Source organism: Paenibacillus azoreducens (assembly GCF_021654775.1).
GTDB classification, from domain to species: Bacteria; Bacillota; Bacilli; order Paenibacillales; family Paenibacillaceae; genus Paenibacillus_AQ; species Paenibacillus_AQ azoreducens.
In genome coordinates, this window is the sequence record NZ_AP025343.1 from 4,232,317 (window position 1) to 4,249,482 (window position 17,166).

The following is a 17,166-nucleotide window of genomic DNA, read 5'->3' on the forward strand; positions in this document are numbered from 1 at the left end:
TTTCCATTGTAGACCCGATTGTAAACGCTAACAATTTCAATTCATTTACTTTCGCTTATAATTTTTTTACTTGTTTACAAAAGACTTAGGTAGAATACAAAAAAAGCCTGGAGATTCTCTCCAAGCGTTTGGCTTACAGCCTGCCTTAGGCTAATTTTTGCAAAATAACCGGTTTCTCATATTGCCGGATGCACCAGTTGTATTTCTCCAACACCTTTTGGTTTACCGATGAGATGGAAGGATCCACTCTTGCAAACCCGAATTTTTCATAAAAATGCTCCAGCTCCCGAAACGGAATGCAATAAACCGATTCCAAACCTAAGCTTCGGGACTTATCCACCAAACAGCCGACCAATTCATGCGCAAGAGAAAGCCCGCGAAATTGCTCAAGGATATAGATCCCGCCCATCTCGGCTTCCTTCTCGTTTAGGAGAACTAGTCGTCCTACACCGGCGTTTCGTCCATTATGCGTTACGATCGCGATCTCTTCGCGCTCCAGACTGCTTGGAACAAATCCGATCTTCTCGTACTGCTCATTAATCCATGGCAGATCGCTGTTTTCTGCCCATCTGATAGCCATGTAACTCACCTTCCCGGTAAAAAGTATAAATATATAATAACAAAATTTCCCGGTCAGGTTAAACTTGAACCCGCTTCATTGCTCCATGCGGCAGACAAGCATGCACTCCTTTCACGCCGTTTACAATCTGGGTGACCCTTAGATCAATGACAGCGCTGCCCAGAGCCATCGCTTGAACCCGGTCCAAACCATATAACTCTCCCATCAAATCAAGCATGCCGTCAAGAGCATAGACCGTCGCTTCGTTCAAATCCTCATGGAAACCAAAAGCAAGCCACCCGGCAGGCGTATCGGCCCGCGGATATGCCAAACGCAAATCTTCCAGCAAATGAATGGTGACTTCAACCTCATCCATCGGACATTCGATCGCCTGGCAGCTCACCTCGCCATCCCCTTGCGCCGCATGCCCGTCGCCTATAGCCAAATATCCTCCATCTACGGGTACGGGCAAATACAATGTGCTGCCGGTTACAAGTTCTTTGCAATCGATATTCCCTCCGCAAAAACGGGGCGGCCAGGTAGAATGAATCCCCTCCTCTTCAGGAGGCATGCCAATTACGCCCATAAAAGGGTTGAGCGGTACAGAATAAGCCGCGTCGTTCATCCGGCAGCTGCCTTCCATGTTTTCTTTATCCAACGTCCAATCTATAGTGATTTCTTGGTATTCCGTCAGATGCAGCTTTTGATTTTGCCAATTGGGATATTGTCCCGCACAAGTAAATCCATATTTTCCGGGGACAATCCGGTTGAACTGAATGGCCAGAGTCATTCCCCGTTTGGCATTTTCGATACAGATCGGGCCGATTAAAGCATGGCCGCCATCCAGCTTATCTCTTCTGGCAAACGGCTTAACCCGCTCCTTATATGAAGGTCCTCCCCCCCAGGCCGCATCCGGGGCTTGAAAACGAATCGAATCTCCCGATGAAACAGTGATTAACGGCTCGGTATCTTTCGTAAAACACCCGATCAAAGCTTCTCGACATAATCGAATTTCATGTACCGCCATATCATCCGCCTCCAATAAGGAATCAATATTAAACTTTTAATCGTCCCGTAAAATACAGCTCATCGATTGAAACATGGTCGGCCCCGCCATCCAGGATGATCCTCACGTCCTCCAACATTTCGTGGAAAGGAATCCATTCCGCCTTTTTCTTGGTGTATGGCTCGGCAATATAAAAAGGTTGTGACAGATAGGCTTCCAATCTTTCTCCCCGGAGATATAACAATTGATCCGTTTCCGGGAGCTTCGCTGCCCCCCTGAATTGAACCAAAGGCCGCAGCTCCCGATAACGGCGCATTAATTTTCTGGCCTGCTGCTGAATGGACAGATGCTGGGGCTCCAACTGCGATCCTTCCAATAGGACGGAAGTTGAAACGATCGGGTCGATGGCCGGGAATAGTCGCCTTGTCGTTAGCTCCGTATCAAATCTAAGGAAAGTATCTAATGGCCCATATGGCATCTCTTCGTCCACCGCATCACCGCTGACATCAACGAGAAGCGTCGTAACCGGGCGAACGCCTAAAGACTTGAGCTTTTCTTTCATATCATCCATCTCGCCGGATAAAACCATAGAACGATCAGCCCCCAAGATCACATCCCTTCGTTCAGCATGATGAACAATCCGGCCGAAAATTTCCTCAGCCGTTAAGCAAACATCCTCAGACTCTTGCAGCAATTCATCAACCCCCGCCGTATGCTCGCTGGGCTTCCAAAAGATCGTTGCAAAATCCTTTTTTCTGAATCGGTTTATGAGCTCAGCCAGCAAAGCCATCTGGCCTGTGCCCGGACGGGCCACTAATCCGACCATGCCTCCCTTAACGACCGGCGCCAATAAATCCAAAACCTTGATTCCCGTTTCAAGCATTTCCAGCGGTTTGCCGCGGATAATGAGTTCGTCCATTGTGCAGCCGGCAAGATCCGCAAGCATGGCCAATGTCCGAACCTCCGCCTTTCCGACCGGAATTTTCCCTGTGCAAAGATTTGATACCGTAGCTGGACGCAGCCCCGCTGTACGGGCAGCAACCGTTAAATTCGGCACGCGGGCCCTTAGCAGAGCTACATTCAGATGCAGTTCATCCATATTTATCCACCTCCTGTAATTACTTTATATAGTAATATATATACCTTTAAAAGTAAATACAAATTTTTACACACAAAAAAAACGCCTGTCCACGCATCCTCATGGAAGACAGATCGTTTTTACGAGATTATTGAAGGGGATAATGTTGATAAATGTGGGACAGGCGGGGACTATCTCTAGCATGATGAGCAAAAAGTTGCGATTCTGCATTTTTTTGCTCGAATCTCACCATACATACGTTAAATTGATGCGAAAGTGCAATAATTTTACTTATTTTCCTCGTCATACCGAGATCACGCGCTCAAAACTTGCACTTTCGCAACCTTTTCCTTAAAAAGCCCCTTTCGCCTTGAAAAGCCTGCACTTTCGCAACTTTTCCCGTTTATGCCAATCATAGACCATGGGAGCGGGACAAATCTCAACATACAACCCTTCCCTCAATCCGCCTCTGCCTCATGGAGCAAAGATTGAAGTTCGCGTATCGCCGGAGCTAGCTCCTGATTGCTGTTCAGAATCGGTGCAAATACAGGCTCCGCCTGCTTCAGCAGCAAATAACTGAAATAATAATAGCCGAAAAACGGCTCCGGCCCGTAACCAGGGGGCTCTTCCTCTTCCCACTGCAGCTCATCTTCTTCCTCATCCTCCGGCCACAGATACCTTTCATCCAGCAGTTCATTCATCCTTATCTCTCCCTCAGGCCCCGATCCGATTTGCTGCCCGGAAAAGGATGATGCTACCGCTATGTATAATTCGATTTCATCCAGAGTTATATTTTCAGGGCTCGCCGCGCGCCGCTTTAGATCGCGCAATAGCTCACGCAGTACCCATGGCGTCACCTGCCACAAGGTGCTCTGATGTTCGATCAATTCCGCTAACGCTTTGTACTTTGTACTGCCGGGTCTCGATTAGCCGCGGAATATCCGTTCCTCTGCCATAGGCGGTCGTTAATCGCTGCCACGGAATGTGTTCGGTCGTTTCATCCAAAATATCCATTTGATTTTCCATCCTTCCACTCCATTCTTCGCCATTCGGGCCCTACTATAAAACGATGAATACACCTAGCAAGTTACCATCTATCTTATAAAAATTGCAGCTCTATTGCCAAAAACAAGCGTTTCGTCATCTTCATTCCCCCACGCTCTTCTATCAAACACGGCATAGAATAGCGTAAAGATCGATAGGGGTGGTGGATTGATGAACAGATTGAATAGAGTATGCCTCGTCAAAAATTCCAATGTCAAGCAATCGAATAACTTAGGCTGGGTTTCCTCCAACTGGAGCGGTTATGCCGTTTCGGGACGGAAAAACGCCTTTCGTAAAATATCAGCGAACTGGACTGTGCCTTTTGTACGGCCGAGTTCAAATAATTCTTATTCTTCCGCCTGGATTGGCATCGATGGTTTCGGAAACAGCAGCTTGATCCAAACGGGAACCGGGCATGACTTCGTCAATGGAAAAGCCCATTATTACGCATGGTGGGAAATCCTCCCCCAAACGATGACGCTCATCCCGAAGCCTGTTCACCCCGGTGACCACATGAAAGCGGTTATTTCCAAACTCAAAGGCAGCACTTGGCTGATCAGCCTCCGCAATACAAGCCGAAACTGGGTTTTTCGCACAATCAAACGGTACAGAGGCCCGCAGGCTTCGGCCGAGTGGATCGTAGAAGCACCCCAAGTTGGGGCCAGCATTTCGAAGTTGGCGAGGATTTCGAAGGTGTATTTTACCGGCTGCCGGTTAAACGGCAAAAATCCGATGCTGACTCCGGAGAATCGCGGCACCATGCTGCAGAACAACAATGTAACCTCGATTCCCGGTAAACCCAGCGCGGCGGGCGATGCTTTTGCCGTTACGAATCTGATCGGCCGAGCCAGCGGCCCAGTCAGAAAACCAAAGCGCTCATAACTTTACTGAATTTGGGCGGATTGCTGCCTGAACTGCTGCGGAGAAACCTGATATACTTTTCTGAACATCTTAGAGAAATGAGAAAAGTTATGGTAGCCGAAGGTTTTGGCCACATCCGAAATCGGAATGCTTGTCGTCGTGATGAGATCTTTTGCCAGCGACATGCGGACATGCAGGATATAATCCGTGATGGACTCGCCTACCTCGCGTTTAAACAGGCGGGATAGATAAGCCGGATTGAGATGCACGTAACTGGCAAGCTGTTCCCTTGTGATCTGCTCGCCCAGATTCTCCGTAATATAGTATTTCACCCGCTGGATGACGGAATGGTTTTGGTGCAATTGATCGTAGATGATCCGGACCAACTGGAGGGACAAGGCTTCCATTTGCTGAAGATTTCGCGGCTGGGCGCTTAAGAGAAGTCCCTCTTGATCCTGGAACAATTCGAAGGCGGAAAGCCCATTTTTATGGAGAATATAATGTACCATCTGCATGAACTCGTGACGGAATCCCTCCAGTTCATTCAGGGAAAGACCTGGCATCTTTCCCATCTCCGTTATCCGAGAGCGGATCTCCCGCTGCAGTTCCTCCAGCTTGCCCTGTTCCAGCAGAATCGTCCACGTCGAAATCCGCGGGATCATTGCTTTGATGGATTGCGTGCCTTGCGCCGCCAAGGTGTACACTTGATTGGATTTATTCAAATTATTGTATTCCATCTCCAGCAATTGCCCGTACGTATCCGCAATATCGTAGATCGACGAGCTTTTGCCGATATAACACGATAGGTTGCAGCCAAAATAATGATGGCAATTCCGGATATATTTTTCACAGCGTGCATGGATATCAAAATCGCCATCTGCCTGCCCATCCTCTCCGAAGGCTATCACGACATTGACGCCTTGTTTGGTCTGAATAACCTCGCCCTTTCCGGATGGAAGCAGCATCTCGGATGCGCCTTTGCGAATGGCATACTCCATGATCTCCTCATCTTTGGTACTGAACTCACGCAGCCAGGATTCCACGCTGACCAGAATGGGAAGGAATACCGCATGCTGTAGTTCCATAAGCTCATGCTCTTCCAAAATGCCGACGACATTGTTCGGCGAACAAACGACTCTGCCTGATAATAGATCATTCCAAAATTTATCCGTAATAAGAGACTTCTTTTTGCGCCATCTCTCATAATACGGCTTGTATTGCTCACGGAGCATATGTAATTCGCGTTCCTGTTTGATCGATCTTAAGGCCTTGGCAATCGTATCCTGAAGTACATCGAATTCGATCGGCTTTAACAGATAGTCGAAGCCATCCAACTGAATGGCTCTTTTCATGAAATCGAAATCGGAATGGGCTGTCAGGAAAATCGTCTCCGTCTCGGGCGAGATCTCATTCACCCGCTCCAACAGCTCGATACCTGTTCCTTTGGGCATTTCAATGTCGCAAATCATCACATCAACCGGAGTACGTTCAAACACCCGCAGCGCGTCCCGCATATTGTAGGCCTCGTATACCTCGGATACCTGCAATTCCTGCCACTTTACGCCGCTTTTGATTCCCATAACCGCATAAATCTCATCGTCGACGATCAATGCCTTATACATAGCACTACCTCCATTCAATATGAAGTGAACTGCTCTACCGTCCGGAAAGGAAGTACGATTCGAACCCTTGCCCCTGCGCCTGGTGCATTATCGAATTCAAGCTGGCTTTTTTGCCCGAATATATGTTTTAGCCGATACTGTACATTGGAAATCCCCAAATGCTCCCCGTTTTGATTTTCCTTATAACCCCCTGACTGCAGCTGCTCCAGCACCTCTTGGGAAAAGCCGTTGCCGTTGTCCCATATGACCATTTCCACCTGTTCCTCTTCAAACAAGCGAATGTCAATGGCGATATGGAACGGATGGTCCATGAAATCAAAGCCATATTTGATGGCGTTTTCGATAAAAGGCTGAATCAGCAGCGGTGGAATCGCCGCCTTTTCCGCGCCGTTCGAAATACGAATTTCATAAGTGATGCGTTCCGGAAAGCGAACCTGCTGGATTTTGATATAACTCTCCATATGCTCCATTTCTTCCGCAACCGTCACTGCCACCTGGTTGGTTTTGGTCGTGAAACGGAAATATTTTACCAAGTTCATGCACATGAGCTGGATGACGCTGTAATTTTTAATCTCCGCCAGATTGTATACGATGTTGATGGAGTTCAATAGAAAATGAGGGTTGATCTGAAGCTGCAAATGTTTGAGTTCCGCTTTATGCGCTTTGATCTGTTCTTCATACACGCTGATTTTCAGCCGATGAATTTCGGATGCCATACTGTTAAAGGTTTCGTTGATGATCGCGAATTCTTTTGACTTTGAGGATTGAAGCCGGGTATCCCAGTCGCCATGTTTAATTCTCCGCATCCCGCGAACCAGATTGTTCATGGGCTTTAGGATAATATCATTGAGATAAACCAGATAAATGAACAAAATAATGAGCGCAATCCCGGAAATAATCAGAATCCCTCTGCGGAAATGATATAAATTTTTCAGCATCTGGGACTCCGGAATAAACGCGCTTAAAATGACGTCCGTTCCCTGGATCTGATTCATAACGACGATATATTTGCGGTCATCCGTTTCTACAACCTGGTATACCTCATTGGATTCAGGTGCAAGCGAGGGGTCCAGGCGGCTCGGACCAATCCCAGGCGAACTCGTGATCAGTTCCCCCTCAGAACTCGCGAAACCGGCAAAACCATCCTCCAAATGGATCAGATCCAGCGGGATCATTAAATTTTCAAGCTCCACAAAAGCCCCAAGATAGAAATTGTCTCCCGTATCAACAAGCCGGATTAAGGCGTATTTCCCCCGGCTGTACTCGGTAGCTTTCCATTCCCGGAAATAACCGCTCTCCGGACGGACCTCCTTGACCAGCTTCTCAATGGTGGTTTTGATGGCCATAAACTCTTCATAGGATTTCGTTTTGATCGGCGTGGTGAATAAATCCTGTTTTTGCACTGAATAGATAAATTGCAGATCGACGCTGTTGTCGAACCGGTGGTACCTCGTGAATGTGTTCAATATCCTGGCTTTGGCCAGGTAATATTCGTCGGGATCGTGAAGCAGCTGCGAAAGGGCGGCGATATTGGGATCTTCCACGGCGATATTATAGAGAAAATTCGTTTCCTTGTTCAAAGCCGCTTCGATCTGGTGGGAATACAATATCATTGAGTTTTTATTCGAATCCGCCACCTGCTCCCGGATCGTATTGGATGCATAATAATTGTTGTAGAGCAGAAGCCCTACCAGAGGAACCGCAATCGTCACGAAACCGATGATTAACTTGAAGCGAAGCGAATGTTTAATATTCAACATATTCATAAAAGGACCCCGGCTTTATTAAAAGTTATAGAGGTTGTTCAAAAAGTCCGCGTTTGATAAGAAAGCCTAATGGAGGCAACATCAAGGTTGAGCGACCGCGATGCATAGGTACTTATAGGAAAGTCCAGTGTTTCCTGGATTCATAACTTGAGTATAGATATTCACGAAAAAAAAGGGAATCCCTGCGTAGGACCTTCAATGAACAGTCCCGGCTTCCGAATTCCCTTTTTTTCGAATCATCTCTTACTTGCTCTGAGTCTGGGCCCATTCCGCCAGCTGCTTTTCCACTTCGGCCTTGATTTTATCGAAGCCTGCAGCCTTGCGTTTTTCCTTCCACTTCTCAATGATCTTCTCCGGTTCCACGGCTCCGGATCTAAGCGTTGCTCCGAACTCCTTCTCCACGTTCGCCAGCGAAGCCATCTCCGATTTGACAGGCTCCTGGTTAAACGCGAATCCAAGTGCGATGGAATGCTCGGCCCGCTCATTGAACTTCTGGAATTCTTCCCACTTGTTCGGATCTTCATTGGCCCACAGATAGGAGTTGAACTGATTGCCGAACATCCAGCCTCCCGGATTCGGATAGGTCTGATTGTCGGCGTTTACCCCTTGCGGAAAATCGATGACGTTCTCGGATTTCTTGACATAATGTTTGCCTTCAATGCCCCAATCCAGCATGTTGAGCAGCTTCGGATCGCTGTACAGCAGATTCAGGAACATCATCGCTCTTGCCGGATCTTTGGAAGTACGCGAAATGCCGAGCATAGCGCCTTGCGCGTCGCCGGTCGTCGTAAACGGCTCTGCCGTTTCGACCTGAACCACATCAACCCCGAAGCCCAAGCTCATTTCTTTGTCTTTGCCCGGCTTCAAGGATTGGGCTACTGCAAACGCTTTGCCGGCTTTGATCATATTCATGCCTTGGTCCGAGTCCGAAGTTAAAATATCTTTGTCAAACCAGCCGTTTTGATTCCACTGGTGCATGCGTTTATAAAATTCGATAAACTTGGGATCCTCTAGCGTGTCGATTGCTTTAATTTCTTTGCTGCCGCGCGGGATGGCGAGGTTGGCCACAATGCCGTCATAATTGGCCGCTTCCCAAATATTCGTAAATTTGCTTGAAACGATTGGCGTTACCCCGGGTTCATTTTCTTTAATCGTCTTGAACATCGCTTCCATGTCTTCCAGCGATTTGACGCCTTTTGTATCAAACTTGTATTTGTCCACAAGCTTCTTGTCCAGCAGAAAACCAAAGCCCTGCCCGAATTCCTTTTTGGTCGGAAGCGCAAACAGCTTGCCGCCGATGCGGGAACCTTTAATAAAATCATCGCCGAGGATTCCCGGAATATCTTTGCCGTACTTGGCCATCAAGTCGTCCAGCTCCAGATACTGCCCTTTGGCGGCATCTTTAGGATATGAAAACCAGCTTGCCGTGAACATCAGGTCGAACGGTTCATTGGATATTTTCATCAAATTCGTTTTATCATCCCAGGACGCCCATTCAATCGGTTTGAGTTCGATCGTGGCATTGATTTTTTCCGTCAAGTATTTGCTCATTTCATCCTGGACAAGCTGCAGATCCTTGGGAGCTGAGGCCGGATAAACCAATGTAATTTTGTAAGGACTCAGCGAAGATGAATCCGACTTTTCTCCGTTCGCCCCGGATTCCGTTTTGGTGTCCGCTCCGCCCGTTTGGTCTGCCGTTTTGTTTGAATCCCCCTTGCCGCAGCCGGTTAATGCCAACATGCCGCATAACATGATCATAAGTATCAAATGATGAGCTTTTTTCATATTTTCCGGTGTTCTCCTCTCAATTTTTAACTTGGGCAAGCTTTATTGGAGCTTCCGTCAACCCTGCCAGCCCCACCTCCTTTAAATAACCCCGCAAAGAGTATCGGAAAGAAGTCCGACGCCTCCCACAGAGGCGCTTTTGCGGAGCAAAAGTACTGAGAGTATCGGAAAGAAGTCCGGGCGCCTCACAAAGAGGAGCGCTTTTGCGGAGCAAAAGTACGGAGTGGAGCCATTGCTTCGCTGCTTATTCCAAATACTTTGCGGGGACCCCCAATAAACTCATGAAACAAGGCAGTGATGTTTACTTTCCGATATGTTAAAAAGCCGCTTGGTTTAACCCTTCACTGCGCCGCTTGTAATTCCGCTGATGTAATACTTTTGAAAAAACGGGTAAGCGAACAATAAAGGGGCAATTCCGACGATCGCGAGCGCCATGCGGACGGTTTCCCTCGGCATCTTGGCGAGCAGGTCCCCGACCTGGGCCGAGCTGTTGGATTTCATCAGCAAATACTGAATGTTCGTAAGCGTCTTGGTCATGAGGTACTGGATGTTATACAACTCCGGTTTATCAATGAACAGCATGCAGTTGTACCAGTCATTCCAATAAGATAGCGTGTTGAACAAGCCAATCGTCGCCATAATCGGCAGGGAGAGCGGAACCACGATGCTGAAAAATATTTTCAGTTCGCTTGCGCCGTCAATCGTTGCAGATTCAATGACGGACTCCGGAATGCTTGAGGCAAAAAAGCTCCGCATCAAAAGCACGTTAAAAGCACTTAACAGCAAATTCGGAATGATCATCGCCATAATCGTATTTTTCAAATCAAACATGTTGACATAGGTGATATACCAAGGGACCATTCCGCCGCCAAACAGCATCGTGAAAAAAATATAAAAGGAAAGCGTGCGTCGGAACGGCAAATCCGGCCTGGACAGCGGGTATGCGAACAAAGCCGTAATCAGCAGGCTTACCACCGTCCCGACTACTGTAGTCAAAATCGTAACCCCATATGCCTTGGCGATTTCCGAGAAATCATTAAACAAAAATTGATACGCCGAAAAGCTGATATGGCTCGGGAACAAGGAATATCCGTTCTGTAGGATGGAATCCTCGCTGGAGATGGACACCATAAAAACCAGGATAAACGGCACTAAAGACACGATGGTGAACAACCAGAAAAACAGATGGATCAGGGATGGACCTATATATTTCGTCAATTTAAGCTCCTTCATTGTCTCTTCTCCCTCCCCCGGATTAAAATAATGCATCCCGTTTATTGATGCGTCTGACTGCGGTATTGGCGACCAAGATCAGTACGAAACAAACCACGGATTGATAGAATCCGGCCGCCGTCGACATGCCGATATCCCCCGATTGGATCATGGCGCGATAGACAAACGTATCGATCGTATTTGTCGTCGGAATCAGCGCGCCCGTGTTCATCGGCACCTGATAGAACAAACCGAAATCCGACCGGAGAATGCCGCTTACAGCCAGCAGGGTCATGGTCGTAATGACCGGCAGGATCAGCGGGATCGTAATCCGGGTCATCTGCTTCCATTTGCTTGCGCCATCGATCGTGGCGGCTTCATAATATTCCTTGTCGATGCCGATAATCGACGCAAAATAAATGATGGACAGATATCCGACGTTCTTCCATGCATTAACGATAACCAAAATATAAGGCCAATATTTCGGCTCCCCATACCATGAGATGCCTTCAGAGCCAAACCATTTGATGAGCAGCCTGTTCACGAGCCCGCTGTCCGCATTTAAAAAGCTGTAGACCAGATACGCAACCACAACCATTGAGATGATATGCGGCAGCAAAAACGTGCTCTGATAGAACCGGCTGATCACTTTCTCCTTGATTTCGTTGATCAGAAGCGCGACAAATACGGAAAGGATCAAATTCAGCAAAATAAAGACAAAATTGTACAGGAAGGTATTCCGCGTAATGATGTAAGCATCCTGCGAGTTAAACAAGAATTTAAAGTTGTCCAATCCCGCCCAATCGCTGCCCCATATGCCATCCACGAAGTTGTAGTTTTTGAATGCCAGAATCACGCCGTACATCGGGATATAGTTGTTGATGAACAAATAGACAATCCCCGGCAATGTCATGAGCAGCAGCCACTTGTACTTTTTGAGACTTCTCCTGAAATGCGATAATTTCCCCATGTTCCAGCCCCTTCGCTAACCCGTGATGTAAACCTTTACAAAAATAATTTTAAAACGCTGCAATAAGCCAGGCCACTATCATGATGACTTTCCGATACCACGATCATGACTTCTTTTAGACAGTTTTGCGGCAAAGATTGACAGCTTTCATCAGACTCATTATGCTAGGGGGGCATCATAAGCGCTTTCATACATTTGTTAGGGAGGTTTTCAGTTTTATGGGTAACGCGAGAACGATTCAACGGGTGTTCATTCTAGGGATGGACGGGGCCGGAAACTTCATTCAACATACGGCGACGCCGAATATCGATGCTTTTTTGAAAAACGGCGCCGTTACTTATAACGCCCAAGCGCAGTCCCCAACCATCAGTGCGGAGTGCTGGGGATCCATTCTGCATGGGGTCGTGCCGGAAAAACACCAATTAAATAACAAGGTAGCGTCAAGCGGGACGTTTCCTGCCGATTCCCCTTATCCATCCATATTTCGACTGGCGCGGGAAGCTTGGCCGGAAGCAAAGCTGGCAGCCTTTTCGAGCTGGACGCCGATTAACAGCGGAATAATCGAGGAAGAGCTTGGCATACATAAAGAGTCCATGCCGGAAGCGGAACTCGTAAGCGCCATCGAGTCGTATTTGGACAAAAACAGGGATGTTAAGCTGCTTTACATGCAGCTGGATGAGCCGGATGCTTCCGGGCATAAATACGGTTACGGCCCGGATTCACCGGAATATTTAGAGGCTATTTCCAGCATGGACGAATTGATCGGACGCGTGCTCCGCTCCATCGAAAAAAATGGGCTGCTGGAAGACAGCCTCGTCATTTTGCTTACCGACCATGGCGGCGGCGGTGAAGATCGCTATGACCACGGGAGCGATCATCCGATGGATAAGAATGTGTTCTGGGGATGCGTCGGCCCCGGGGTTGCGCCCGGTACGGTTTTGCCGGAGATGTTCATCGTGGATACCGCGGCGATTGCGGCGCATGCTTTGGGTCTTCGGCAGCCGGATGCATGGGACGCCAAAGTTCCTGCTTCATTGTTCCGCGCCTAGGAAGAAATAACGGAGATATGAAAAAGTTATAGAGAAAAGAGAAACGGGGCCCGTTCTTGCGGGCCCCGTTTACGATAGATTTAGTTGAGAGGGAGAGAGTTCAAATCGAGCTCCATTACCAAACCATGAACGGCTCCTTCCTTATCGATTCGTCCGTTCAAGCGAAACCCTGTAGACTCGTATAATTTCTGGGCATGGGCATTGTCGGGATGAATGCTTAAGTAGATTTTCTTGCAGTTGTACTGCTGTTCGATATGACGGATCATCAATAGCAAAAAACGTTTGGCGTAGCCTTTCCCCTGATAGGCGCGATCAACCATAAACCGGTCCAGCCAAGCGCTTTGATCTTCGGCGGAAGGCCAGCCGTACATGGCAAATCCGATCATGGTGTCATTGTCGTACATGGCCACGGATACGGCGTTTTTCTCGTAAAAGCACTCCGCCATGGAAAATGCATTGCTTTCAATAAAATGCTGCTGCTCCGGGGCAACGGACAAAGCGGTGGCGTTCCGCCAATTATCTTGATTAATTTCTCTGATGTACAAACTCATAAGTCTCTCTCTTTTCTGTGCAAAGTTTTAGAATCTTTATCGGCGTATAATTTCCATGTTCATATTCCCGCATATATCCAGTTTATCCACAAAACCGTATCGCTTCAACCTAACGAAACTGTGACACGCTATTCAGCCCAATAGAGGTTCATTCGGCCGTATTTCGGGCAAATAACGATTTGCAGTTTCGTTAGAGTTAATTCGGCTCTGTTTTTGCGCTTATAACGCTCCCCAGTTTCGTTAGCCGATTTTCTTCCCGCCAAGCTGAAAAAGCCCGACCGTGTCGGGCTTTGGCCGGGCTTTTCGCTGTAACTCCTAATCGTGGATCTTTATTTCACCGCAATGACTTCAATTTCGACAAGGCCGCCTTTCGGCAGCTTGGCTACCTGGACCGCGCTGCGTGCCGGATAAGGCTCAGCAAAAAACGTCGCATAAACCTCATTGACCTTCTGAAAATCATTCATGTCCTGCAAAAATACCGTCGTTTTGATGATATTCTCCATCCCGAAACCGGCGGACTCCAGGATGGCCTTTACATTAAGCAGCGACCGCTCGGTCTGTTCTTCTACAGTTTTAGGGAATTCGCCTGCCGCGTTCATGCCGAGCTGTCCGGATGTGATCAGGACGTTTCCGATTTGGACCGCCTGGGAATAAGGCCCGATGGCCCCAGGTGCTTCGCTCGTTGCAATCGTAAGTCTCTCTTGTTGTGTCATGATTTTCTCTCTCCCCATTCGCGCTTTTTTTCTGCGCTTATATTTATAATAAATCTTGCAATAACGTTAACAATTCTCACACTTCACGTAGGCATTGACCGGGATCGATAGCGTTTTCCGACCATTGTGGAATTCAGAAACCTTGGGGCTAGCCCCATATTATGACCTTCCGGCAGTAGAACTTGGTGCACGCTCTTAACGGGTTTATGCACCTTACCTATGCACCATGCCTATGCACCTTGCTTTTGCCCCAGCTCTTCGGCGTCCGAACTTTCGTATTCCTTCAGCATTTCTTTTTGTTGTTCAGGCGTCAGCTTCGCGATTCCGAATCCGGTATAGCCCCAAATCGTTGCGAAAATAATACCTGTCCAGCACAGCATCGCCCATGGCAAATAGGACAGTGTTGCGACTCCCAAAGTACCGGCCATGTAAGCGCCCGCCGCCGTCCAAGGCAAGATAGGTTCAATGATGGTCGCGGAGTCTTCGATTGTACGGCCGAGGTTTTTCGGATGCAGACCACGGCGGATATAAGCTTCGCGCAGCATTTCGCCCGGCATCAGAATCGATACTTGGCCGTTGCTCGTTACCCCAATCATCGTCAAGCCGGTAATAATCGTTGCAACGATCAGCGAACCTGTCGAACGCACATATTTCAAAATTTTATTTACGATAAGTTCAAGCGATTTGGTAAGTGAAATTGTGCCCGCAAACGTGATGGCGCAGAAACAAATTAACAGCGTGCCCATCATAGAATTCATGCCGCCCCGGTTAAGAAGTCTCGGAATGTCCGGAATAACGGCGCTTGCATCAAAACCTTTTGCATGAACCATCGCAATGTCAAACCCGTTCAATACCGAACTCACGACGTCATGCAGGGTGAAACCTTGGAAAATCATTGCGTTGGCCATGGCAACGGCTGAAGATATAAGCATTATGGGAATCGTCGGTTTTTTGGTGATTGAGCCGTATAACACGATCAACACCGGCACGACAAGCAGCAGATTCCAATCATAAATGGTGCTGAGCGTATCCAGGATCGTGCCGACCTTTTCGGGAATGGCGACGCCGGCAGCATTCATGTTCAAACCTGTGATGACATAGGCGATACCCGCGACAACAAATGACGGCAATGTCGTATACAGCAAGTGACCGATATGCTCGTACAGGTTAACGCCTGTAGCCAAGGATGCAATATTCGTCGTATCCGATAACGGAGACAGCTTGTCTCCGAAATAAGCGCCAGCTACGACCGCTCCGGCGACGGCAGCCAAATTGGCATCCAGCCCTGCGCCGACTCCCATAAACGCAACCCCGATCGTTCCCGCCGATCCCCAGGATGTCCCTGTACATATGGACACGACGGAAGTAACAAGGAAAGCGGTGATGAGCAAAAATTGCGGATTAATGATTTTCAGTCCGTAAAAAATCATCATCGGAATCGTTCCGCCAACCATCCATGCGCCGATCATAAATCCGACAGTAATCAAAATAAGAATGGCCGGCATCGTCTTGGCTATTTTTTGGGCGATGGACCCCATAATGTCGTCGTAGCTGTAGCCCAGCTTTATGGCGATCATCCCCGCAACCACAGTCGAAGCGATAATAAGCGGCTCGGGCGGCAGTTCAAACATGACATAACCTAAACTAAGCAGCACAACCATGGTGATGATCGGAACTAAAGCTAAAAACAATGTCGGTTTCTTGATGGTTTTTTCCTTCGCTGGTTTAGCCATTTTGTATTCCCCCTGGAGTAAAATGAATTCTTGCTAATCGTTGCGCAATGGGTACCTTTCCGCCAAACGTTCCAGCGCTTTCTTTAAAAGCGCTTTCGGAGCAGCTGCATTGATGCGGATAAAACCTTCGCCAGCGGCTCCGAATGTAGACCCAAAGCTGACGCTGACCCTGCTTTTCTCCTGTATCCACTCCACTAAATCGCTTTCATCTTTGCTGCAGCCCGTACAATCGATCCACAACAAATAGGTCCCTTCAGGCTTAATTACCTTCAATTCAGGCATGTGCTCAGCAATAAATTTTTCCGTAAAAGAGATATTTTCCGTGATATAGGCCCGCAGTTCCTCAAGCCAATCATCGCAAGCCGTATACGCCGTCTCCAGAGCAGGGACCGCAAAAAAAGTCGGATTATGGATTCCCGCCTGCTGCAGCCCTTCCTTGAAAAGTTCCCGGAGCCGTTCATTCGGAATGACAATGTTAGCAATCTCAAGACTTGCAAGATTGAAGGTTTTGCCTGGTGAGGTGCAAATGATCGAACGTTCTGCGGCCTCATCCGACAATTTGGCTATCACCGTATGCTTATGGCCTTCGTGAACAAAATCGGCATGAATATCGTCCGAAACGATCAGCGCATCATATTGAACGCATAGTGCCGCAATCCGCTCCAGCTCCTCTTTCGTCCAGACGCGGCCTGTAGGGTTATGGGGCGAAATCAGAAGCACGATTTTGACCCCTTCCTTCATTTGGCGCTCCATATCCTCCCAATCAATCTCGTACCGGCCGTCAACCAGCCGAAGCGGGCTTTCCACCAATCTCCGGTCATTGATCGTAACCGCTTTCGCAATCGGCTGATAAGCAGGAGTATGGATCAAAATGCGGTCGCCCGGAGCCGTGAACTTCTGAATGATTATGGATGCGGCTTGGACAATTCGCGGGCAAAACACGATCCATTCCGCAGGGACATGCCAATCGTAAGCTTTGGCAAGCCATTGCTTTACTGCCTGAAAGTACGGCGGGAAAGGATCCGTATACCCGTATATTCCATGCCGGGCCATCTCCACCACTTTATCCACCACAACGGGAGGCGCTTGCAAGTCCATGTCGGCAACCGAGAGGGCAATCATCCCCTCTCCGAATGACTGGGCCATCCCGTCCCATTTGGCGCTGTTCGTTCCGTATCTGCTGATGATTTGATCGAAATTATACTTCATGGTGTCAC

16 protein-coding genes are annotated in these 17,166 nt (G+C 48.1%); 2 read left to right on the plus strand and 14 right to left on the minus strand.

What is annotated here, in order from left to right; all coding sequences use genetic code 11:
• Positions 1-145 precede the first annotated feature (145 nt).
• The 5 genes from L6442_RS18640 to L6442_RS18660 form a co-directional block, all read right to left on the minus strand.
• Positions 146-580, minus strand: coding sequence for a GNAT family N-acetyltransferase (locus L6442_RS18640; RefSeq protein ID WP_212976584.1), 435 nt, complete (start codon positions 578-580; stop codon positions 146-148).
• 58 nt (positions 581-638) lie between these two features.
• Positions 639-1,586, minus strand: a complete 948-nt coding sequence (locus L6442_RS18645) for an acetamidase/formamidase family protein (RefSeq protein ID WP_212976585.1) — start codon at positions 1,584-1,586, stop codon at positions 639-641.
• Between the two features lie 28 nt (positions 1,587-1,614).
• Positions 1,615-2,664 (minus strand): ATP synthase beta subunit C-terminal domain-containing protein, encoded by a 1,050-nt coding sequence (locus L6442_RS18650; protein ID WP_212976586.1) that lies wholly within the window; start codon positions 2,662-2,664, stop codon positions 1,615-1,617.
• A gap of 437 nt (positions 2,665-3,101) precedes the next feature.
• On the minus strand, positions 3,102-3,344 hold the full coding sequence (locus L6442_RS18655; RefSeq protein WP_237099982.1) for a hypothetical protein: 243 nt from the start codon (positions 3,342-3,344) through the stop codon (positions 3,102-3,104).
• A gap of 133 nt (positions 3,345-3,477) precedes the next feature.
• A complete protein-coding gene (locus tag L6442_RS18660) occupies positions 3,478-3,669 on the minus strand; it encodes a hypothetical protein (RefSeq protein ID WP_237099983.1) in 192 nt (63 codons plus the stop codon).
• Positions 3,670-3,858: 189 nt separating this feature from the next.
• Here L6442_RS18660 and L6442_RS18665 point away from each other — a divergent pair, with 189 nt between their 5' ends.
• A complete protein-coding gene (locus L6442_RS18665) occupies positions 3,859-4,569 on the plus strand; it encodes a G1 family glutamic endopeptidase (RefSeq protein ID WP_212976587.1) in 711 nt (236 codons plus the stop codon).
• A 2-nt stretch (positions 4,570-4,571) separates the two neighbouring features.
• On the opposite strand, the gene L6442_RS18670 is transcribed toward L6442_RS18665, so the two are convergent.
• From L6442_RS18670 to L6442_RS18690, 5 genes are all read right to left on the minus strand, one after another.
• Positions 4,572-6,170: a response regulator transcription factor gene (locus L6442_RS18670; RefSeq protein WP_212976588.1), complete on the minus strand. Its 1,599-nt coding sequence runs from the start codon at positions 6,168-6,170 to the stop codon at positions 4,572-4,574.
• Positions 6,171-6,184: 14 nt separating this feature from the next.
• A complete protein-coding gene (locus L6442_RS18675) occupies positions 6,185-7,936 on the minus strand; it encodes a sensor histidine kinase (protein ID WP_237099984.1) in 1,752 nt (583 codons plus the stop codon).
• Between the two features lie 243 nt (positions 7,937-8,179).
• On the minus strand, positions 8,180-9,721 hold the full coding sequence (locus tag L6442_RS18680) for an ABC transporter substrate-binding protein (protein ID WP_194233452.1): 1,542 nt from the start codon (positions 9,719-9,721) through the stop codon (positions 8,180-8,182).
• Positions 9,722-10,054: 333 nt separating this feature from the next.
• Positions 10,055-10,954 carry a carbohydrate ABC transporter permease gene (locus L6442_RS18685; RefSeq protein WP_194233453.1) on the minus strand — a complete coding sequence of 300 codons (900 nt, stop codon included), beginning with the start codon at positions 10,952-10,954 and terminating at the stop codon, positions 10,055-10,057.
• 22 nt (positions 10,955-10,976) lie between these two features.
• Positions 10,977-11,903, minus strand: coding sequence for an ABC transporter permease (locus L6442_RS18690; RefSeq protein WP_212976589.1), 927 nt, complete (start codon positions 11,901-11,903; stop codon positions 10,977-10,979).
• A gap of 218 nt (positions 11,904-12,121) precedes the next feature.
• Here L6442_RS18690 and L6442_RS18695 point away from each other — a divergent pair, with 218 nt between their 5' ends.
• Positions 12,122-12,952, plus strand: a complete 831-nt coding sequence (locus L6442_RS18695; RefSeq protein ID WP_212976590.1) for an alkaline phosphatase family protein — start codon at positions 12,122-12,124, stop codon at positions 12,950-12,952.
• Positions 12,953-13,032: 80 nt separating this feature from the next.
• Here the strand turns inward: L6442_RS18695 and L6442_RS18700 are convergent, their stop codons facing one another.
• From L6442_RS18700 to L6442_RS18715, 4 genes are all read right to left on the minus strand, one after another.
• Positions 13,033-13,503: a GNAT family N-acetyltransferase gene (locus L6442_RS18700; protein ID WP_212976591.1), complete on the minus strand. Its 471-nt coding sequence runs from the start codon at positions 13,501-13,503 to the stop codon at positions 13,033-13,035.
• 329 nt (positions 13,504-13,832) lie between these two features.
• Positions 13,833-14,216, minus strand: a complete 384-nt coding sequence (locus L6442_RS18705; protein WP_212976592.1) for a RidA family protein — start codon at positions 14,214-14,216, stop codon at positions 13,833-13,835.
• 230 nt (positions 14,217-14,446) lie between these two features.
• The gene (gene nhaC / locus L6442_RS18710; protein WP_212976593.1) at positions 14,447-15,949 is read right to left on the minus strand and encodes a Na+/H+ antiporter NhaC; all 1,503 of its coding nucleotides are present in this window, start codon (positions 15,947-15,949) and stop codon (positions 14,447-14,449) included.
• Positions 15,950-15,982: 33 nt separating this feature from the next.
• Positions 15,983-17,158, minus strand: coding sequence for a MalY/PatB family protein (locus L6442_RS18715; RefSeq protein WP_212976594.1), 1,176 nt, complete (start codon positions 17,156-17,158; stop codon positions 15,983-15,985).
• Between the last annotated feature and the right edge of the window lie 8 nt (positions 17,159-17,166).